The 20,256-nt window shown below is 60.0% G+C and carries 20 protein-coding genes; 6 read left to right on the forward strand and 14 right to left on the reverse strand.

The features are described from left to right. Positions 1-2: 2 nt before the first annotated feature. Together GQX66_RS06015 and GQX66_RS06020 are read right to left on the reverse strand one after the other, a co-directional pair. Positions 3-953, reverse strand: a complete 951-nt coding sequence (locus tag GQX66_RS06015; protein ID WP_039766115.1) for a YihY/virulence factor BrkB family protein — start codon at positions 951-953, stop codon at positions 3-5. A gap of 177 nt (positions 954-1,130) precedes the next feature. After that, positions 1,131-1,322, reverse strand: a complete 192-nt coding sequence (locus tag GQX66_RS06020; RefSeq protein WP_064598911.1) for a CsbD family protein — start codon at positions 1,320-1,322, stop codon at positions 1,131-1,133. Positions 1,323-1,519: 197 nt separating this feature from the next. Here GQX66_RS06020 and GQX66_RS06025 point away from each other — a divergent pair, with 197 nt between their 5' ends. Then, positions 1,520-1,897 (forward strand): hypothetical protein, encoded by a 378-nt coding sequence (locus GQX66_RS06025; RefSeq protein WP_007951149.1) that lies wholly within the window; start codon positions 1,520-1,522, stop codon positions 1,895-1,897. Between the two features lie 235 nt (positions 1,898-2,132). Here GQX66_RS06025 and fadD1 read toward each other — a convergent pair whose 3' ends face one another. Together fadD1 and fadD2 are read right to left on the reverse strand one after the other, a co-directional pair. Continuing rightward, positions 2,133-3,830, reverse strand: a complete 1,698-nt coding sequence (fadD1, locus tag GQX66_RS06030) for a long-chain-fatty-acid--CoA ligase FadD1 (RefSeq protein WP_064598913.1) — start codon at positions 3,828-3,830, stop codon at positions 2,133-2,135. Positions 3,831-4,177: 347 nt separating this feature from the next. Further along, entirely contained in the window at positions 4,178-5,866 is a 1,689-nt protein-coding gene (gene fadD2, locus GQX66_RS06035) for a long-chain-fatty-acid--CoA ligase FadD2 (RefSeq protein WP_085745177.1), read from the reverse strand. Positions 5,867-6,114: 248 nt separating this feature from the next. On the opposite strand from fadD2, the gene GQX66_RS06040 reads away from it, so the two are divergent. After that, entirely contained in the window at positions 6,115-7,059 is a 945-nt protein-coding gene (locus GQX66_RS06040; protein ID WP_102717279.1) for an alpha/beta hydrolase, read from the forward strand. A gap of 42 nt (positions 7,060-7,101) precedes the next feature. Beyond that, positions 7,102-7,572, forward strand: a complete 471-nt coding sequence (locus tag GQX66_RS06045) for a MaoC family dehydratase (RefSeq protein WP_003227420.1) — start codon at positions 7,102-7,104, stop codon at positions 7,570-7,572. Between the two features lie 69 nt (positions 7,573-7,641). Here GQX66_RS06045 and GQX66_RS06050 read toward each other — a convergent pair whose 3' ends face one another. Then, positions 7,642-8,109 (reverse strand): PA2169 family four-helix-bundle protein, encoded by a 468-nt coding sequence (locus GQX66_RS06050; protein ID WP_007951153.1) that lies wholly within the window; start codon positions 8,107-8,109, stop codon positions 7,642-7,644. Between the two features lie 206 nt (positions 8,110-8,315). Here GQX66_RS06050 and GQX66_RS06055 point away from each other — a divergent pair, with 206 nt between their 5' ends. After that, complete coding sequence (locus GQX66_RS06055) at positions 8,316-8,552, forward strand: DUF3820 family protein (protein WP_003213031.1); 237 nt, start codon at positions 8,316-8,318, stop codon at positions 8,550-8,552. A 30-nt stretch (positions 8,553-8,582) separates the two neighbouring features. Beyond that, positions 8,583-9,764, forward strand: coding sequence for an aminotransferase class V-fold PLP-dependent enzyme (locus GQX66_RS06060; RefSeq protein WP_102687271.1), 1,182 nt, complete (start codon positions 8,583-8,585; stop codon positions 9,762-9,764). On the opposite strand, the gene GQX66_RS06065 is transcribed toward GQX66_RS06060, so the two are convergent. The 4 genes from GQX66_RS06065 to zwf form a co-directional block, all read right to left on the reverse strand. Continuing rightward, positions 9,761-10,477: an intradiol ring-cleavage dioxygenase gene (locus GQX66_RS06065; RefSeq protein WP_085745180.1), complete on the reverse strand. Its 717-nt coding sequence runs from the start codon at positions 10,475-10,477 to the stop codon at positions 9,761-9,763. The two genes, GQX66_RS06060 and GQX66_RS06065, sit on opposite strands and share 4 nt — an antisense overlap. A 171-nt stretch (positions 10,478-10,648) precedes the next feature. Continuing rightward, the gene (locus GQX66_RS06070) at positions 10,649-11,314 is read right to left on the reverse strand and encodes a bifunctional 4-hydroxy-2-oxoglutarate aldolase/2-dehydro-3-deoxy-phosphogluconate aldolase (protein ID WP_064383724.1); all 666 of its coding nucleotides are present in this window, start codon (positions 11,312-11,314) and stop codon (positions 10,649-10,651) included. 17 nt (positions 11,315-11,331) lie between these two features. Continuing rightward, positions 11,332-12,045, reverse strand: a complete 714-nt coding sequence (pgl, locus tag GQX66_RS06075; protein ID WP_240867513.1) for a 6-phosphogluconolactonase — start codon at positions 12,043-12,045, stop codon at positions 11,332-11,334. Then, entirely contained in the window at positions 12,032-13,498 is a 1,467-nt protein-coding gene (zwf, locus tag GQX66_RS06080) for a glucose-6-phosphate dehydrogenase (RefSeq protein WP_011335604.1), read from the reverse strand. The genes pgl and zwf overlap by 14 nt, the downstream gene beginning before the upstream one ends. A 226-nt stretch (positions 13,499-13,724) precedes the next feature. Here zwf and GQX66_RS06085 point away from each other — a divergent pair, with 226 nt between their 5' ends. Beyond that, complete coding sequence (locus GQX66_RS06085; protein WP_169842436.1) at positions 13,725-14,585, forward strand: MurR/RpiR family transcriptional regulator; 861 nt, start codon at positions 13,725-13,727, stop codon at positions 14,583-14,585. Positions 14,586-14,788: 203 nt separating this feature from the next. Here GQX66_RS06085 and GQX66_RS06090 read toward each other — a convergent pair whose 3' ends face one another. From GQX66_RS06090 to GQX66_RS06110, 5 genes are all read right to left on the reverse strand, one after another. Continuing rightward, entirely contained in the window at positions 14,789-15,643 is an 855-nt protein-coding gene (locus GQX66_RS06090; RefSeq protein WP_102717276.1) for a D-hexose-6-phosphate mutarotase, read from the reverse strand. 116 nt (positions 15,644-15,759) lie between these two features. Further along, positions 15,760-17,106 carry a carbohydrate porin gene (locus GQX66_RS06095; RefSeq protein ID WP_085745182.1) on the reverse strand — a complete coding sequence of 449 codons (1,347 nt, stop codon included), beginning with the start codon at positions 17,104-17,106 and terminating at the stop codon, positions 15,760-15,762. A gap of 132 nt (positions 17,107-17,238) precedes the next feature. Further along, positions 17,239-18,399, reverse strand: a complete 1,161-nt coding sequence (gene ugpC / locus GQX66_RS06100; protein ID WP_085745183.1) for a sn-glycerol-3-phosphate ABC transporter ATP-binding protein UgpC — start codon at positions 18,397-18,399, stop codon at positions 17,239-17,241. A gap of 2 nt (positions 18,400-18,401) precedes the next feature. Next, positions 18,402-19,247 carry a carbohydrate ABC transporter permease gene (locus GQX66_RS06105; RefSeq protein WP_007951164.1) on the reverse strand — a complete coding sequence of 282 codons (846 nt, stop codon included), beginning with the start codon at positions 19,245-19,247 and terminating at the stop codon, positions 18,402-18,404. Continuing rightward, complete coding sequence (locus GQX66_RS06110; protein WP_007951166.1) at positions 19,240-20,148, reverse strand: sugar ABC transporter permease; 909 nt, start codon at positions 20,146-20,148, stop codon at positions 19,240-19,242. Before GQX66_RS06110 ends, GQX66_RS06105 begins: the two co-directional genes overlap by 8 nt. Between the last annotated feature and the right edge of the window lie 108 nt (positions 20,149-20,256).

Genomic DNA, 20,256 nt, shown 5'->3' on the forward strand with positions numbered 1-20,256 from the left:
GGTCAGGCTTCGTCAGTGTTCGGCTTGAGCGAATGATCGCGCCCGAGGCCGGAAACGTGTTGTTTGGGATGTTCATCGAGTTCGCCGGGGACTTTCTCGCCCGAATCCTTGCCCTCGCTGGACATATGTTCAATTACCGCATTCATCTCCGCGCCGAGCAGCAACACGGCGGCGGAAATGTAGAAATACAGCAACAGCACGATGATCGCACCGATGCTGCCATACATGGCGTTGTAGTTGGCGAAGGTCTTGACGTAAAACGCGAAACCCAATGACGCGATGATCCACACCACCACCGCCAGCACCGAACCCGGCGTGATGAAGCGGAACTCCTGTTTGACGTCGGGCATTACGTAGTAGATCAGCGCCACGGCCACCATCATCAGGATCACGATCACCGGCCAGCGGGCGATGGTCCACAGGGTGACGATGACTTCTTCCAGCCCGACCTGCGCGGCGATCCAGCCCATCACCTGCGGGCCGAGCACCATCAGCGCCGCAGCCACCAGCAACATGCCGGCGATGCCGACGGTGTAGATGATCGACAGCGGGAAGCGCTTCCACAGGGGCCGGCCCTCGACCACGTCGTAGGCGGCGTTCATCGCGCTCATCATCAGGCGCACGCCGGCGGACGCGGTGTACAGGGCGATGACGATACCTACCGAAAGCAGGCCGCCCTTGGATTGCTGCAGTTGATCGATCACCGGGTTGACCTGCTCCAGCGCCTGGGGCGGCAACACCAGCTCCGATTGCAGGCGCAACCAGGAGAAGAAGTCCGGCAGGTGCAGGAAACCGATCAGGGCAATCAGGAACAGAATGAACGGGAACAGCGAGAACAGCATCTGGTAGGCCAGTGCCGAGGCATAGGTCGACATCTCGTCGTCGACAAATTCAGTGACCGTGCGCACCATCACCCGGTGCAGGGGCAGACCTTTCATGTCCGGAAAAATCATTCGCGTCTCCTTTCGCCGCAAAACAGGTTGAAGTCGTGGCGACTCAGGGGCCGTTTTTCTCTCATCAAAGTAGCTTACTTGGCGACTTTGAAACACTGTGATCCGTGACCGCATATGAACGGGACACGAAAACGGCCATCCTTGGATGGCCGCTTCGTTGTTTCGTTCAAGGCTCTATCAAGCCTTGTCGACGCCTTTCTTGACCGCGTCCTTGGCTTTGCCCACCGCTTGCTGGGCCTCGCCTTTCTTCTCTTGCACTTTACCTTCGGCCTGCAGTTTGGTGTTGTCGGTGGCTTTGCCGACACCTTGCTTGACGTTGCCGACCGCTTCGTTGGCCATGCCTTTCACTTTATCGCTCGTGCTACCCATGGTGATTCTCCTTGGAACATTAACGGGGAAAGTCAGTACGTAATGATTGACTGGCCCGGTTTGCGCCAAGTTTCATTTATTTTCACGGCTTCATTTCGTCGCGGCGTGCAGGTTGGGCTTTATGTTTGCGAGCGTACCCCCGAGAATGCCCACCATAAGGGCGCCATGCGCCACAGAACCGATCCCGCAGGAATGTTATGAAACTCGATAAAAAGCAGGCCATCGCCCGTCGCAACCAGGAACTGGGCGGTGCCGTGCTCGGCACCAACAACTGCCACTTCGCCGAACTGAACCGCAACCGCAACATCTGGTGGTTCGACTTGCCGGTGTCGCGCCTGGCCATCGGTCAGTACGAGTGGATTCACCTGTTGATGCACACCCCGGCCACCGACGAACTGCTGCACCTGAAAGTGCCGACCGTGTTCCTGCGCGAGAAACTCGAAGGCCTGGTGATCCGCAACGAAGGCAAGCGCAAGGCCGCCCTGAGCCTGGAACTGAGCGCCGACAAGGACTCGTACCTGCAGGACATGCGCCCGGCGGGCACCAATGTGAACTTCGCGCCATTCCGCCAGTAAGATTCGGGGGCCCCTCCCCCTCACCCTAGCCCTCTCCCAGAGGGAGAGGGGACCGACCGAGGTGATTGGACAAGGTACGTCGACCTGAGATATCGAGCCGAACTCGGGTTTTGAACAGCCTCCCGATCGGCTCCCTCTCCCTCGGGAGAGGGCTGGGGTGAGGGGCAGGTTCACCGCATAATCCAGGCCCTGCTCTGCACCAACAAAAAGCCCCGCATCTGCGGGGCTTTCTGTTTTATGCGGCGCTCTTCGCCTTGATCTTCTTCAGCTCTTCGTCGCGCAACTCGCGACGCAGGATTTTGCCGACGTTGGTGGTCGGCAACGCATCGCGGAACTCAACGGAACGCGGCACCTTGTAGCCGGTGACATTGGCGCGCATGTGCTCCATCACCTGTTCCTTGGTCAGCGTGACACCCGGTTTGGCGACGATGAAGATCTTGATCGCCTCGCCGGATTTCTCGTCCGGAACGCCGATGGCTGCGCACTGCAACACGCCCGGCAGGGCCGCCAGCACGTCTTCGAGTTCGTTCGGATACACGTTGAAACCGGACACCAGAATCATGTCTTTCTTGCGATCGACGATGCGCATGTAGCCGTCCGGCTGGATCAGCGCGATGTCACCGGTCTTCAGCCAGCCTTCGCTGTCGAGCATTTCATCGGTAGCTTCCTGACGCTGCCAGTAACCCTTCATCACTTGCGGGCCCTTGACGCACAGCTCGCCGATTTCGCCCAGCGGTTGCTCGACACCGGCATCGTCGATGACTTTGCACAGGGTCGACGGCACCGGAATGCCGATGGTGCCGATCTGGATGTTCTGGATCGGGTTGACCGTGGCCACCGGGCTGGTTTCGGTCATGCCGTAACCTTCGCAGATCGGGCAACCGGTGACCGCTTTCCAGCGCTCGGCCGCGGCCAGTTGCAGGGCCATGCCGCCGGAAAGGGTGACTTTCAGCGCCGAGAAATCCAGCTTGCGGAAACCTTCGTTGTTGCACAGGGCCACGAACAGCGTGTTGAGGCCAACGAAGCCACTGAACTTCCACTTCGACAGTTCCTTGACCATCGCCGGCAGGTCGCGCGGGTTGCTGATCAGGATGTTGTGGTTGCCGATCAGCATCATCGCCATGCAATGAAAGGTGAACGCATAGATGTGGTACAGCGGCAGCGGGGTGATCAGGATCTCGCAACCTTCATTGAGGTTGGAGCCCATCAGCGCCTTGCACTGCAGCATGTTGGCGACGAGGTTGCGATGGGTGAGCATCGCGCCCTTGGCCACGCCGGTGGTGCCGCCGGTGTATTGCAGCACCGCGACGTCGCCGCTGTCCGGGTTGGCTTCGGCGACCGGCTGGCCCTGGCCCTTGCTCAGCACGTCGTTGAACTTGACGGCTTTTGGCAGGTGATAGGCCGGAACCATTTTCTTCACGTACTTGATGACGCTGTTGATCAGCAGGCGCTTGATCGGCGGCAGCAGGTCGGCGACTTCGGTGACGATGACGTGTTTGACGCCGGTTTTCGGCACCACGGCTTCGGCCAGGTGCGCCATGTTCGCCAGGCACACCAGCGCCTTGGCACCGGAGTCGTTGAATTGGTGTTCCATTTCCCGCGCGGTGTACAGCGGGTTGGTGTTGACCACGATCAGCCCGGCGCGAATGGCACCGAAGACGGCGACCGGGTACTGCAACACGTTGGGCAGTTGCACGGCGATTCGATCACCGGGCTGCAAATCGGTATGCTGTTGCAGATAAGCGGCAAACGCACCGGACAATTCGTACAGTTCACCGTAGGTGATGGTCTTGCCCAGGTTGCTGAACGCCGGTTTGTCGGCGAAGCGTTGGCAGGATTGCTTCAACACTGCCTGAATATTCGGGTACTCGTCTGGATTGATGTCGGCAGCAATTCCAGCGGGGTACTTATCCTTCCAAAAGTCTTCGATCATGGAAGCCCACTCCTCAGCAACGCGAATTCAGCACCGCATTTGATGCGATTATTATTGGTGTTTGTTTATTGGTGAGTCTGGCTTTTTACAAGGCCGAGAAGTCACAAAGCGCGCCGAGAGTAGCAGCTTTGCCAAGGGTCGACTAGAGCCAAAAGCGGCCCCTACAGTCATTTTAATGACTCAAGAACTACTGGCAGTCATTTTAGAGCAAAAATCCTATAACACCTTGAAAGTCCCGGTTTTCGGGGACAACGTCGCGGATAGAAAACAAAAATCGCAGCCTCCCGCAGCTTGAGGTAGCCGCCAGAGACTGCGATCTTTCGTACTCAACGGGTACGCATCACCGATCAGGCGATATCGCGCAACTCCCTCCGCAGGATTTTCCCGACAGGCGTCATCGGCAACGACTCACGCAGCACGATGTGTTTCGGCACCTTGTACGCCGTGAAATTCTCTTTGCAGTAGGCCTTCAGCTCTTCCAGGCTCACCCCGGTTTCCCGCGCCACCACAAACAGCTTCACCGCCTCACCGGAACGCTCATCCGGCACGCCGATCACTGCGCAGTTGGCGACTTTCGGGTGAGCCATCACCACGTCTTCGATTTCGTTCGGGTACACGTTGAAACCCGAGACGATGATCATGTCCTTCTTGCGGTCGACGATGCGCACGAAACCGTCCGGGTCGATTACCGCGATGTCGCCGGACTTGAACCAGCCCTCGGCATCCAGCACTTCGGCGGTGGCTTCGGGTTTCTGCCAATAACCCTTCATGATCTGCGGGCCCTTGATGCACAGCTCGCCGCGCTCGCCCAAAGGCTGCTCGACGCCGTCGTCATTGATGACTTTCAATCGGGTGCCCGGCACCGGCAGGCCGACCGTGCCGATCCGCGACAGCTCGCCGTACGGGTTGGTGCAGGCCACCGGCGAGGTTTCTGTCAGACCGTAGCCTTCGGTGATCCGGCAACCGGTGATCTGCTCCCAGCGCTCGGCGGTGGCCTTGACCAGCGCGGTGCCGCCGGAGTTGGTGAGCTTGAGGGTGGAGAAGTCCAGTGTCTTGAAGTCCGGATGATCCATCAGCGCGACAAACAGCGTGTTCAGCCCCAGCAGCGCCGAGAACTTCCAGTTCTTCAGCTCCTTGATGAAGCCGCCGATGTCACGCGGGTTGGTGATCAGTACGTTGTGATTGCCCGACACCATCATGCACATGCAATTCGCGGTGAACGCATAGATGTGGTACAGCGGCAACGGCGCGATCATCACCTCCTGCCCTTCGCGCAACAACGGCTGGCCGTCGCTGCCGAACTGACCGAGACAGGCACGCACCTGCTGCATGTTCGCCACCAGATTGCCGTGGGTGAGCATCGCGCCCTTGGCCAGGCCGGTGGTGCCGCCGGTGTATTGCAGAACGGCGATGTCATCCAGGCCGACCTTCAACGGCTTGATGCCCAGGCCCCGGCCCATGCGCAACGCGCTCTTGAAGGAAATCGCCTGGGGCAGCGAATACGCCGGGACCATTTTCTTCACTTTGCTGACCACGGTGTTGACCAGCCAGCCCTTGGCGGTGGGCATCAGGTCGCCCATCTTCGCTTCGATCAGGTACTGAATGTCGGTGTCCGGCAGCACTTCCTGAACCTTCTGACCGAACATGTTCAGGTACACCAGCGCCCGGGCGCCGGAGTCCTTGAACTGGTGACGCATCTCCCGCGCGGTGTACAGCGGGTTGGTGTTGACGACGATCAGCCCGGCACGCAAGGCCCCGAACACGGCAATCGGATAATGCAGGACGTTGGGCATCTGCACCGCAATGCGATCCCCCGGCGCCAGGTCGGTGTGGGCTTGCAGATAACCGGCGAACGCGGCGCTCTGGCGCTCCAGCTCGGCATAGGTCAGGGTCACGCCCATGTTGCTGAACGCCGGGCGATCAGCGAATTTCTTGCAGGAACGCTCGAACACCTCGATCACCGACTTGAACTCACCCGCGTCGATGTCCAGGGGTACGCCCGCCGGGCGTTTGTCATTCCAGAAATCAGGTTGCATTGTTCTTGTCCTCTTTACCTGAGCCGATCCGGGGCCGCTTCGCTGTCATTTCTTTCTGTCCCTGAAAAAGTCGAGAGCAAAAAGCGGGGCTTCACGGACACTAGCAGCTATGGTCAATCAGGCAAATATGGGCAAGGTCGTCATTGATCGTGTGAATCTTCCTGCCGTGGCGTGAGCTGATCGGACGCGCTATACAATGCAACCTCTGCAAGACGCTTGAGCAAAAACAGGCCGCAAAAGGAATCGCCATGATCCACGACACCTTCTGGCTGGACGCGAGTGACCGCAGCCGCCTCTTCGTCAACCTGTGGCTGCCGAACGCGCCGCTGAAGGCGGTGATCCTGCTGGCTCACGGCATGGCGGAACACAGTGCCCGCTATGCAAGGCTGGCAGAAGCATTCTGTGCTGAAGGCTACGGCGTGTACGCGCCCGACCAGCGCGGCCATGGCAAAACCGCCGATCATGGGACGCTGGGGCATTTCGCCGATGACGATGGCTGGTGCAAGGTGGTCGGTGATCTCGCGAGCCTCAACCAGTTCCTCGGCCAGCGCCATCCGGGGGTGCCGATCGTGCTGCTCGGGCACAGCATGGGCAGTTACATCGCTCAGGCTTATCTACTGCATCACAGCGCCAGCCTGCATGGCGCGATTCTCAGCGGCTCGAATTTCCAGCCGGTCGCGCTGTATCGCGCGGCCCGGCAGATCGCCCGGTTTGAAAAGCTGCGCCAGGGCGCCAAGGGTCGCAGCGCGCTGATCGAATGGCTGTCGTTCGGCTCGTTCAACAATAAATTCAAACCGGCGCGCACCGCGTTTGACTGGCTGAGTCGCGACCCGGCCGAGGTCGACAAGTACGCCACCGACCCGCTGTGTGGCTTTCGCTGCACAAATCAACTGTGGATCGACTTGCTCGGCGGGTTGCAGCAAATCAGCAAAGCGTCCAATCTCGCCCAGATCGATCCGGGCCTGCCGCTGCTGGTGATCGGCGGCGAATGTGATCCGGTGAGCGAAGGCAAGCGTCTGACTGATCTGGCCAACGCCTTGCGCGCGGCCGGCAGCCAGAACCTGCAACTCAAGATCTACCCGCAGGCGCGGCACGAATTGTTCAACGAGAGCAACCGCGACGAAGTGACCGCCGATGTGCTGGTCTGGATCGACCAGGCCCTGAGCCATCGCCGGCCGCACCGCAGCGAATAATTTTTTGTGGATTCATTTCATCCGTCACAGGAATTCAGACCCATGACCCAGGTTACCAATATCCCTTACGAAGCCCTCGAAGTGGGCCAGACCGCGAGCTACAGCAAGACTGTCGAGGAACGCGACATTCAGCTGTTCGCCGCGATGTCCGGCGACCACAACCCGGTGCACCTGGACGCCGAGTTCGCCGCCGCCAGCATGTTCAAGGAACGCATCGCCCACGGCATGTTCAGCGGCGCGCTGATCAGTGCGGCAGTGGCTTGCGAGCTGCCAGGACCGGGCACCATTTATATCGGCCAGCAGATGAGCTTCCAGAAGCCGGTGAAGATCGGCGACACCCTGACCGTACGCCTGGAAATCCTCGAGAAACTGCCGAAGTTCCGCGTGCGCATCGCCACTCGCGTATTCAACCAGCGCGATGAGCTGGTAGTAGATGGCGAGGCCGAAATTCTGGCGCCGCGCAAGCAGCAGACTGTTACCCTGCCGACGTTGCCGGCCATCAGCATCGGCTGATCGTCCTCGGTTAAATCCGGACACAAAAAAACGCCAGACCAGCTGGCGTTTTTTGTGGGCTTCGAACGCTTACGAGCGTGCGCGAGCCTGGTTACGCAGCGCCTTCACCTGATCGTGATTGCGTTGCACACCGTGGTACTGGCGTTCGACCAGATCACGAATGCCGACCAGGTTGTGCTTGTTGATCTTCTCGATCGCTTCACGATAAGCCTTCAGGGCGTGATCTTCACCGCGCTCGGCTTCGTTGAGCACCGCTTCTTCGTCCTTGCCGGTGAACATCGCTTTGACGTCGACCCAGCGACGGTGCAAATCACCGCTGACACTGGTCGAGGTTTCCGGATCGCCACCCATCGAACGCACCGCGGCTTGCAGCTCGGCCGCAGCCGTTGCGCAATCGGCGGAGCGTTTCACGAACAGGGTTTTCAGCTCTGGGTGCTTGATGTCTTCAGCGCAGGTCTTGAACCCTTCCTGACCGTCCTTGCTGGTTTCGATCAGGTCGTTGAGGACGGAGATGGCTTCTTTATTCATGTCAGTCATTTTTTCAATTCCTTGCGTGGGTGAAAGATGCAAGGAGTATTGCAGTGGTCATGCCAGCTTTTCGAAAAGAAATTAATCGTTAATTTTCAATAACTTATAAATAAAACGAAAATCTGCATGCCTGTTATTTGCATGATCTGTCATTTGGCCTGCATGCAGAATGCCTGTATTTTCCGAAGTGTTTTCAAAGCCAGACGATTCCAACGATGAACCCTGAAAAGCTCGAACTGCTGATCACCCGCGAAATGCCCTTCGGCAAATACAAGGGCCGGATCATTGCCGACCTGCCGGGCCCCTACCTGAACTGGTTTGCCCGGGAAGGATTTCCCCATGGCGAACTGGGCGGGCTGTTGGCATTGATGCAGGAAATCGATCACAACGGCCTGTCGGAACTGCTCGAACCGCTGCGCGCCAAACACGGCAAACCTGCCCCACGCCACTAAGGCGTCACCCTGATCCGAGTCGAGTCGACCATGCCCGATAACACCCGCCGCGCCCGAGACGAAGCCTTCTGGCAAACCTTCGCCGACCGTTACGACCGCCACCCCGGCCCGGTGAATCTGGAGAATGGCTACTTCGGGCGCATGTCGCGCACGGTGGTCGAGGAGTACCAGCGCAACATCGAGCTGATCAACAACAGCAACTCGATCTACGTGCGCCAGCGTTTCGAACAGCACGACAGCCTCGACATCCGCGCGCAACTGGCAGAGCTGATCGGCGTCCGCGCGCAAAGCGTGGCGTTCACCCACAACGCCACTGCCGGCCTGCAATCGCTGATCCGCAACTACAACCGTCTGCAGTTTGGCGACCAGGTGCTGATCTGCGATCTGGAGTACGACACGGTCAAGGGCGCCATGCGCTGGCTGGCAAAGCATCGCGGGGTCGAGGTGATCGAGATCGAGCACGCCCACCCCGCCACCTTCGACAGCCTGCTGGCGACTTACCGCGAAGCCTTCATCCGCTATCCGAAGCTCAAGCTGATGGCGCTGACCCACGTCACCCACCGCACCGGGCTCGTGATGCCGGTGCAGGCCATTGCCGCGCTGGCCAAGGAATACGGCGTCGATATCATCCTCGATGGTGCCCATGCCCTTGGTCAGATCGAGTTCGACCTGGAAGCGCTCGGCATCGCCTTCGCCGGGTACAACCTGCACAAGTGGATCGGCTCGCCGCTGACCCTCGGCTTTATCTACATCGCTCCACAGCGCCTGGCCGACATCGATCCGGACATGGGCGAGATGCATTTTTCGGCTGGCGACATCCGTTCGCGCACGCCTTACAGCACGCCGAACATTCCGGCGCTGATGACCTTGCCACTGGTGCTCGAGGAACACCGCGCACTGGGTGGCGCGGCCGCCAAAGGCGCGCGGGTGAATTACCTGCGCAACCTGTGGGTGAGCGCCGTGCGCAATCTGCCGGGCATCGAAGTCACGACCCCGGACGATCCGCGCCTGTACTGCGGCATCACCTCTCTGCGCTTTACCCGTCATGCCGACCAGCAGGCGATGGTCGAACGCCTGCTCAACGACTACAACCTGTTCACCGTGGTGCGCAACGGCGCAGCCTGCGGGCCGTGCATCCGTGTCACGCCGTCGCTGACCACCACGGCGGCGGAGATTCAGTCGCTGATTCAGGCGCTGAACGAACTGCGTTAAACCGTGTACTTGTCGAAGTCCTCGGGCTTGATCTGCGACGACACCGCAAAGGTGTCGATGCCGATCGTGAGGTGGCCGAAGTAACCGTCCTCGTGCGAATCGCGGCTGATCGGCCACACCGTCAGGGTCGACTCTTCACCGCCCATGTTGGCGTAATAGGCATCGTCGGTGTTGCACACCGGCAGCGAGCTGCGCCCGCGATAGGCCTTGGCATTGAGCACGCCACGGGACACCATCTCCGGAAAATAAAGCTGCCCGACCCAGGCCACGTTGCGCTCCTCGAGGTACTCATTGCCGGCAACGATGCGTACCGCCACGTGAATGTGCAGCGCTCGCCCGGCATAGAAACCCGGATAGATCGTGGTGAAGCGCACCCTGCCCTTGTGGTCGCTGAACTGGCCGCCGCGCAGATAGGTGTCGTCGTCCGTTCGCGGGATCGCGCCAATGTCCTCGACGTCGACTTCCAGATCCGGGTTCACCCGACTCCAGCCGGAATACGCGCCGCGTGCGTTGCAGTGCCAGATATCCACCAGCGCACCGCTGACCGGCTCGGCGGTCATGGCATCGACGATGGTCAGGCGCAGCAACAGCGGCAGGCCTTCGGCGCCTTCACTGATGTTGCGGCGCAGCAATTTGGGATTGCGGAAATACGGCCCGGCGACTTGCTCGGGGGCCAGTTGATAAACCGATGGAGCTGAAGGCTGGTTATCCATGACGCGTTCTCTCTTCCTTAAGATGAACGCAGGTTAACGCCACGCGCGCAGCCAGGTGCGGTAACTATGTATCTCAAGATAACGAAGTTTTTTACGGGCAAAAAAAAACGGTGCACCGACCAAGCGCACCGTAAAGCCGTAGAACACACAACGAAGTGTCGGGTGAAGCGATCAGTCCAGCAGCGCCAAAGCCTCAGCGGTGCATTCCTGAATACGGGCCCAGTCGCCGTTCTTGATCCACTCAGGATCGAGCATCCAGCTACCGCCCACGCACATGACGTTTTTCAGCGCCATGTAGCTCTTGATGTTGGCAGGGCCGACGCCGCCGGTCGGGCAGAATTTCACTTCGCCGAACGGGCCGCCGAGTGCCTTGATTGCAGCCACGCCGCCGCTGACTTCCGCCGGGAACAGCTTGAAGCGGCGATAACCCAGGCCATAACCTTCCATGATGCCGGAGGCATTGCTGATGCCCGGCAGCAGCGGGATCGGGCTCTCGACGCTGGCTTCCAGCAGGTCACGGGTGATGCCCGGGGTGACGATGAACTGCGAACCGGCGGCTTCGGCCGCGGCCAGCATATTGCGGTCGAGCACGGTGCCGGCACCGGTCACCAGTTCCGGGCGCTGTTCGCGCAGGATCTGGATCGCCTTGAGGCCGAACTGCGAACGCAGGGTCACTTCCAGCGCGGTCAGACCACCGGCGGCCAGGGCGTCGGCCAGCGGCAGCACGTCCTGTTCACGGGCGATGGTAATCACCGGCAGGATCCGCGCCTTGGCGCAGAGGCTGTCGATCAGGGCAACTTTGTCCGCCATGGAAACGGTCGGGGATGGGGTTTTCATAGCGGCTGTTCCTTGGCTCATGGGCACCAGTAAATCTCTAACGTAGGTTGCAGAAACGCGCGAACCGGCATGGCGGCGACGTCGTTGGATGCCAGTGCGGCATTCAGGGTGGTCAGTTTCGACTGACCGGAAATCGACAGAATCTTGTGCCGGGCCGAGGCCAGCAGTGCGCGGCTCATGGTCAGGCGCTGACGCGGCACGCTTGGCGCGAGCATCGACCAGCAGCGACGGGTGCCGTTGGCTTGCAGGGCTTCGGCCAGGTTCGGGCTGTCCGGGAACAGCGACGCGGTGTGACCGTCATCGCCCATGCCCAACACCAGCACGTCGATGGGCGGCAACTCGGCGAGCAAACGATCGGCCTGCTCCGCAGCCTGCTCGACGTTGGCCGCCGCACTGTAAAGGCTGAGGAACTGCGCCTTGGCCGCCGGGCCCTTGAGCAGATACTGCTTGAGCAGACCGGCGTTGCTGTCGGCGTGTTCGACCGGCACCCAGCGCTCGTCGGCGAGGGTCACGACGACCTTCGACCAGTCCAGTTCTTGCTTGGCCAGGTGCTGGAAAAACGCCACCGGGCTACGACCGCCGGACACCACCAACACGGCGTTGCCACGTGCCGCCAGCGCTTCGCTCAATTGCTTGGCGACATTCAGCGCCAGGCCTTCGGCGAGCAGCACCGGGCTCTTGAATTCGCGGGCATTCACGCCCTCGGGCAATTTCACATCAGATATCGCCATACCACGACCTCCCGTCCCGCGTGATCAATGCAATGGAGCTCATCGGCCCCCACGACCCGGCCGCATACGGCTTGGGCGCGTCACCGGATTTTTTCCACCCGGCGATCAGCTGGTCACACCATTTCCACGCGGCTTCGATTTCATCTTTACGGACAAACAGGTTCTGATTGCCGTTCATCACTTCCAGCAACAACCGCTCGTAGGCATCGGGGATCCGAGCGCTGCGCCAGGTGTCGGAAAAATTCAGTTGCAGCGGGCCGCTGCGCAGTTGCATGCCCTTGTCCAGGCCTTGCTCTTTGGTCATCACGCGCAAGGAAATGCCTTCGTCCGGTTGCAGGCGGATGATCAGTTTGTTGCTAATCTGCAGGCGCTGCTCGGGGGCGAAGATGTAGTGCGACGGTTCCTTGAAGTGGATGACGATCTGCGACAGTTTTTGCGGCATGCGCTTACCGGTACGCAGGTAGAACGGCACGCCGGCCCAGCGCCAGTTGCGGATGTCGGCACGCAGGGCAACGAAGGTTTCGGTATCGCTCTGGGCGTTGGAATTCGGCTCTTCAAGGTAGCCCGGCACGGACTTGCCTTCGCTGTGCCCGGCGATGTACTGGCCGCGCACCACTTGCGTGGTCAGGCCTTCCGGACTGATCGGCGCCAGGGCTTTGAGCACTTTCACTTTTTCATCACGGATGCTGTCGGCGGACAGGTCGGCCGGCGGGTCCATGGCGATCAGGCAGAGCAGTTGCAGCAGGTGGTTCTGGATCATGTCCCGCAGCTGACCGGCCTTGTCGAAGTAACCCCAGCGGCCTTCGATGCCGACCTTCTCGGCCACGGTGATTTCCACGTGGGAGATGTAGTTCTGGTTCCACTGGGTTTCGAACAGGCTGTTGGCGAAACGCAGGGCGATCAGGTTCTGAACGGTTTCTTTGCCCAGGTAGTGGTCGATGCGGTAGGTGCGGTTCTCCGGGAAGAACTGCGCCACGGCGTCGTTGACCTTGCGCGAGGATTCCAGGTCGGAACCGATCGGCTTTTCCAGCACCACGCGGGTGTTTTCCGCCAGACCGACGTTCGCCAGGTTCTCGCAGATCGCGCCGTACACCGCCGCCGGGGTGGCGAAGTAGGCAATCATGCGTTGCGTGCTGCCGGCCAGTTCGGCCAGCGCCACATAATCTTCAGCCTTGAGGAAGTCGACGTGCAGGTAGGTCAGACGCGCCAGAAAGCGCTCGGCCACGGCCTCGTCCAGTTCCTTGCCCACGTAACGGCGCAACTCGGCGGCGATGAACGCCAGGTGCTGCTGCTCGGTGCCCGCCTCACGGGCCAGTGCGATAATGCGCGTGTCCTCGTGCAGCAGGCCGGCGCCATCAAGGTGATAAAGGGCAGGAAACAGCTTGCGCAGGGCCAGATCGCCCAAGGCGCCGAACAAGGCGAAGGTGCACGGTTCAACCGTAATCGAAGGCATGATGTTTGTTCTTTTATCAAGTTAAGCTACAAATACCTTTTTTCAAGGCATCACTCAAGGGAAAATGTAGTAATAACCACAACATTTTCGCAAAATACAGATTCCGAGTGGTGGTCGGTCGGAGCCATCAGTAGGATAGGCCACCGTCACGGGCCACATCAAAGGCCCAATTTGCATAGCCGCGCGCTTATCGGCGCCGGTGAATCTAGGAATTTTTATGGACCGCGTGCGAAATTTACTGGAACAGATCCAGAGTCGCCTTGAAGAGCTGAACAAGGCCGAACGCAAAGTCGCCGAAGTGATCCTGCTCAACCCACAGCAGGCCACCCGCTTCAGCATCGCCGCCCTCGCCCAGGCGGCGTCGGTCAGTGAACCGACGGTCAACCGTTTCTGCCGTTCGTTCGGCGTCAGCGGCTACCCCGAACTCAAGCTGCAACTGGCCCAGAGCCTGGCCAGCGGCGCGGCATATGTCAGCCGCGCAGTAGAAGCTGACGACAACCCCGAGGCCTACACGCAGAAGATTTTCGGCAGTGCGATCGCGTCGTTGGACAGCGCTTGCCAGGCGCTGGACCCGAACCTGATCAGCCGCGCCGTCGACCTGTTGATCCAGGCCCGGCAGATCCACTTCTTCGGCCTCGGCGCTTCGGCGCCGGTGGCGCTGGATGCGCAGCACAAGTTCTTTCGCTTCAACCTGGCGGTGACTGCCCACGCCGATGTGCTGATGCAACGGATGATTGCTTCGGTGGCGCACACTGGCGAGCTGTTCGTGATCATTTCCTACACCGGCCGCACCCGCGAACTGGTGGAAGTGGCGCGCATTGCCCGCGAGAACGGCGCTTCGGTGCTGGGCCTGACGGCAGAGAATTCGCCACTGGCCAAGGCCAGTACGCTGAGCCTGAATATTCCGCTGCCGGAAGACACTGACATCTACATGCCGATGACTTCGCGGATCATTCAGTTGACCGTGCTGGATGTGTTGGCGACGGGGATGACGCTGCGTCGCGGGGTGGATTTCCAGCCGCATTTGCGCAAGATCAAAGAGAGTTTGAATGCGAGCCGGTATCCGGTGGGTGACGAGTTCAACTGAAGATCAAAAGCCCCTCACCCTAACCCTCTCCCGGAGGGAGAGGGGACTGACCGAAGTGTCTTGCGCTATACATCGACTTGAAAGATTGGGTCGATTATGGATTCAAAGACATTCGTTCAATTCGGTGAATCTCTTGAATATCCCCCAATCGGTCCTCCCCCTGGGAGAGGGTTAGGGTGAGGGCAGCGGTCGAACTGACACACTCAAGCCCCAGCCCAAGCCTGCAAACTCAAATGCGCCTTCTCCCCCGGCGCCAGATGCAGGCTGTCAGTCCCGCCCGCCGCCGCTTCAACACAGACAAATTCCGAGATCTCATCCCAGCTCACACCCAGCAACGGCCGCGCCCCCGGGTGCCACACCACCGTGTCCGCGCTGTCACCCGTATCGATGCACAACTCGCGCTGCCAGGCGTGATCCTTGAGCTGTAATTCGCCGTCATGCTGAAACACCCGCTGACAGCCGCCATCAACCCGCAACTCGCCTTCCTGCTGACAAACCTCACGGTTCAACTGGTCGTAACCCTGCGCCCCTTCGAGCCCAGACAGCGCTATCTCACTCACATCGCCAATACGCCAGTAAGCGTGCAAAGCCTGGCTCAACTGGCACGGCATGTCGTCCTGATGCTCGGTGCTCAGGCGCAATTCCATGCGTTCACCGAGGTGCGCGTGCAGGTCCACCTGCCAGTCGCACAACTGCAATTGCCAATGCAGGCGCACGCCGTCATCGCCGGTGCTGCTGTCGAGCAGTTTCCAGTCCAGCAGTCGCGCCCAGCCATGGGACGGCCACGCGTTTTCGCTCGGGTGACGGCCATACCACGGCCAGCATACCGGCACGCCGCCGCGAATCGCGCCGACATGCGGCCATTTCGCCGCGCACCATAACCACGGCTTTTGCCCGCGCGGCTGAAAATGCAGCAATTGCGCGCCCTGGCGACTGAACACCGCCTGACACAGCGGATGATCGATCACCAGCACATCGCGCATCTGATAGCGCTCCCAGGCGAACACCGGACGTTCGCGCAAGGATTTGAAGAAGCGTTGCAGCGGATGCTCATGCATGGGCCACGGTTCCAGATTCAACTTTCATGGGCTGCGACACCCCTGTCCAAAAAAAAGCGGACAGCCTTGGCTGTCCGCAAATATGCGCACATAGAGAGGAGCTTATCGCAGACGCGTCAGAACGTAGACTGAATTTTCAGGCCAGCGACCAAAGCGTTATCCACTTCATCCACACCGCCCGGATGAGTGATGTATTGCAGGTTCGGGCGTACGGTCAGCCAGTTGGTCACGTGGAAGCCGTAGTTGATCTCGTAGTTGTATTCGGTTTCACGAATCGGCGAGAACACCGGATTGTCGTAGTCCGAAACACCGTTGGCGACGTTGAGCAGTTCGGCGTTTTTCTTCACGTCATTGTTGACGTGAATACGTGCCGCACCGATACCGACGTCATCTTTCGGACGTGCGTCGAACGGGCCTTTGTACACAAACATCAAGGACTGGTAGTTGTCGATGAAGTTGGTGTCCTTGTCATGGAACGTGGCGTTGGCAGCGATGTTCAGACCACGGCTCTTGTCACCGTTGTGGCTGGTGAGTTGTTGCTGTGCAACGAACCAGTAACCGTGCTTGCTGCTGTGGGTGCGGTAGGCGTCACCAGTGGTCGCCGCGTCGAAACCGTTGACGTCTTCGCGAACGTCGTCGGCATCGGCCGTGCTCTTGTAGTAACCGACACGGTATTCGCCCGGCAGGCCGTTCGGGTTAGGCAACCAGACCAGCTCCACTGGCAACACGGTGCCTTTGGTGCCGCTGCCGCTCAACTTGAAGCCGTTGCCGTGCTCCAGTTGCGACGGGTTCTGGTTGTACGCACCAATCTGCGCGTAGAGCTCGTCGTTGATGTTGTATTTGACGCGAATGGCCGCCTGGCTGACCGGCCAGTTGTACCAGATGTTGGTCGCCCAGTTACCCACTTGCGAACCGCAGAACGCCAGGTTCTGGAACTCGCACGGGAAGGTGTTGAAGTCTTCGCCTTCGCCGAAGTAACCGGCCTTGATGTCGAGTTTGTTGTCGAAGAACTGATGTTTGATCCACAACTGGGTCAGACGCACCATGTGGCCACGACCGTAGACTTCCTGCGAGGAGCTCAGGGTGCCGGCACGCGGATCGCCAACGCGATCGTTGGAAATGTTGTAGCCGTTACGGTTGGTGAACTGGATCTTGGCCTGGGTGTTGTCCCAGCCCCACAGTTTTTGCAGATCCAGCGCCACGCCCAGACCGAACTGGTCGGCGTAACGCGCTGTCTTGTCGTCGTTGAAACCGCCGTGAAGGTTGCCGCCCACTTCACCGACGTAGTCCATCTTGATGTCGATACCCTGCTCGATCAGCTTGGTACGTTCGCCACCCCAGTCCCCGGTCATCCACTCCGAATCGGAGCTGAACGCGTCAGCCGCGTGGACGCTACCGGCCAGCATCATTGCCGCAACTGCTGACAACTGGCCGATTCGCTGAGCGTTGTTGTTCTTCTTCATCCCTACATCCTCGTTTTATTGTTATTAACTGTTCTTCTTATTTAACGCGGTTTACATCTGATGCGGCGCGCGACAGGCCACGCACCGCGTGCTCCCTGCAGGAACGGGCGAACCCGCTCCCGCATTGGTTGATCAGCGACCCTTGAACTGGGCCACGTTGGCGCTGTGCGATTCGGTTTTCGGCAGGCCTGCACCCCCCAGGCGCTCACCGGATTTGGCGTCGAACAGCAGCACTTTCGACGGATCGAATTGCAGGGTCAGGGTTTCGCCCACCTGCGGCGCCACGTCCGGCGCCAGACGGCAGCAGACCTTGGTGTCGTTGAGGTTGACGAACACCAGGGTGTCCGGACCGGTCGGCTCGGTGACCTGCACTTCAGCCTTGATGCTCGGCAGGCCATTGCCCTCGCCGTAGGCCAGAGCAATCTGCTCCGGGCGCAGGCCGAGGATCACTTCACGGTCTTCAAGACCGGCGTCCTGCATTGCCATCGGCAATTCGCAACGGGCCTGGCCGCTGTCGAGCAGCGCCACCAGACGGCCGTCCTTGCGTTGCAGACGCAGCGGGATGAAGTTCATCGGCGGCGAACCGATGAAGCTCGCGACGAACAGGTTGGCCGGGTCGTTGTAGATCTCTTTCGGCGTACCGAACTGCTGGATGATCCCGTCCTTCATCACCGCCACTTTGTCGCCCAGGGTCATCGCCTCGATCTGGTCGTGGGTCACGTAGACCGTGGTGGTTTTCAGGCGCTGGTGCATCAGTTTCATTTCGGTGCGCATCTCGACACGCAGCTTGGCGTCGAGGTTGGACAGCGGTTCGTCGAACAGATAGATCTTCGGCCGACGCGCCAGGGCACGGCCCATCGCCACGCGCTGTTGCTGGCCGCCGGAGAGCTGACCCGGCTTGCGATTGAGCAGGTGCTCGATCTGCAGCAGCTTGGCCACGCGGGCAACTTCTTCGTCGATCGCCGACTGGCTCATCTTGCGGATCTTCAGACCGAACTCGATGTTCTCGCGCACGCTCATGGTCGGATACAGCGCGTAGGACTGGAACACCATGGCGATGTCGCGATCTTTCGGGCTCATGCCGCTGACATCCTGGTCACCGATCATGATCGCGCCGCCGGTGATGGTTTCCAGGCCGGCGATGCAGTTCATCAGGGTCGACTTGCCGCAGCCCGAGGGCCCGACGAGGATCAGGAACTCACCGTCCTTGATCGACAGTTCGATGTTCTTCAGGGTGTCCGGCAGGCCGGTACCGTAGGTCTTGTTTACATTGCGAAGTTCGAGCGTAGCCATGATTACCCCTTGACTGCGCCGGCCGTCAGCCCGCGCACGAAATACTTGCCTGCGACCACATAGACCAGCAGGGTCGGCAGCCCGGCGATCATCGCCGCCGCCATATCCACGTTGTATTCCTTGGCCCCGGTGCTGGTGTTGACCAGGTTGTTCAGCGCCACCGTGATCGGTTGCGAATCACCGCTGGAGAACACCACGCCGAACAGGAAGTCGTTCCAGATCTGGGTGAACTGCCAGATCAGGCAGACCATGATGATCGGAGTGGACATCGGCAGGATGATCTGGCGGAAGATCGTGAAGAACCCCGCGCCATCGAGACGCGCGGCCTTGATCAGCGCATCCGGAATGCTCACGTAGTAGTTACGGAAGAACAGCGTGGTGAACGCCAGACCGTAGACCACATGGATGAACACCAGGCCGGTAGTGGTGCTCGCCAGGCCCATCTTGCCGAGGGTGAACGACGCCGGCAGCAGCACGGTCTGGAACGGCAGGAAGCAGCCGAACAACAGCAGGCCGAAGAACAGCTGCGAACCGCGGAAGCGCCAGAACGACAGCACATAACCGTTCAACGCACCGATGGCGGTGGAGATGATCACGGCCGGAACGGTGATCTTGATCGAGTTCCAGAAGTAGCCGTCAACGGTGGCCCAGGCTTTCACCCAGCCGATGCCGCTGACCACGGTCGGCCAGCTCAGCAGGTTGCCGGTGGAGATGTCTTCCGGGGTCTTGAAGCTGGTCAGCAGCATGACCACCAGCGGTACCAGATACAGCAGGACCGCAAGGATCAGCACCGCGTAGATCGCGATGCGACTCAGGCTGATGGCCGGTTTGGAGGCGAGACTAGTCATGACGCTTGGTCCTCAGCTCGGAGTACAGGTAAGGCACGATGATCGCGAGGATCGCACCGAGCATCAGGATTGCACTGGCCGAGCCCATGCCCATCTGTCCACGGCTGAAGGTGAACGAGTACATGAACATCGCCGGCAAATCGGAGGAATAACCCGGGCCGCCGGCCGTCATGGCCGCCACCAGGTCGAAGCTCTTGATCGCGATGTGCGCCAGGATCATCACCGCACTGAAGAACACCGGACGCAGGCTTGGCAGCACAACCTTCCAGTAGATGCGCGGCATGCTCGCGCCGTCGATCTGGGCGGCACGAATGATCGATTGATCGACGCCACGCAGACCGGCGAGGAACATCGCCATGATGAAGCCCGAAGCCTGCCAGACCGCCGCGATCACCAGGCAATACACCACGCGATCCGGGTCGATCAGCCAGTCGAGACGGAAGCCTTCCCAGCCCCAGTCCCGCAGCAATTTGTCCAGGCCCATGCCCGGGTTGAGCAGCCATTTCCACGCAGTACCGGTGACGATCATCGAGAGCGCCATCGGGTACAGGTAAATGGTGCGGATAAAGCCTTCGCGACGGATTTTCTGGTCGAGGAAAATCGCCAGTGTCACGCCGATTACGAGGGTGATGCCGATGAACATGCCGCCGAACACGGCCAGGTTCTTGCTCGCCACCCACCAACGGTCGTTGTCGAACAGACGCTCGTATTGCGCCAGGCCTGCCCACTTGTAGTTCGGCAGGAAGGTCGACGTGGTGAACGACAGGACAAACGTCCAGAGGATATAGCCATAGAAGCCCACCAGAACGATGAACATGCTCGGCGCCAGCACCAGTTTCGGTAGCCAGCGCTGCAATGCGTCGAACGGCGAGGCCTTGCTGAACACAGCAACAGAACTCATGGGAAGATCCAATAAAAAAAGAGAAGAGCAGCTACGAGTTGAGAGCTGCAAGACCAGCAGAGCAGCGCTCTTGTCTCGCAGCTTGTAGCTCGCAGCTCGTCGCTACCG

The sequence above is a fragment of the Pseudomonas sp. B707 genome (genome assembly GCF_022496685.1).
Lineage (GTDB): Bacteria > Pseudomonadota > Gammaproteobacteria > Pseudomonadales > Pseudomonadaceae > Aquipseudomonas > Aquipseudomonas paraglycinae.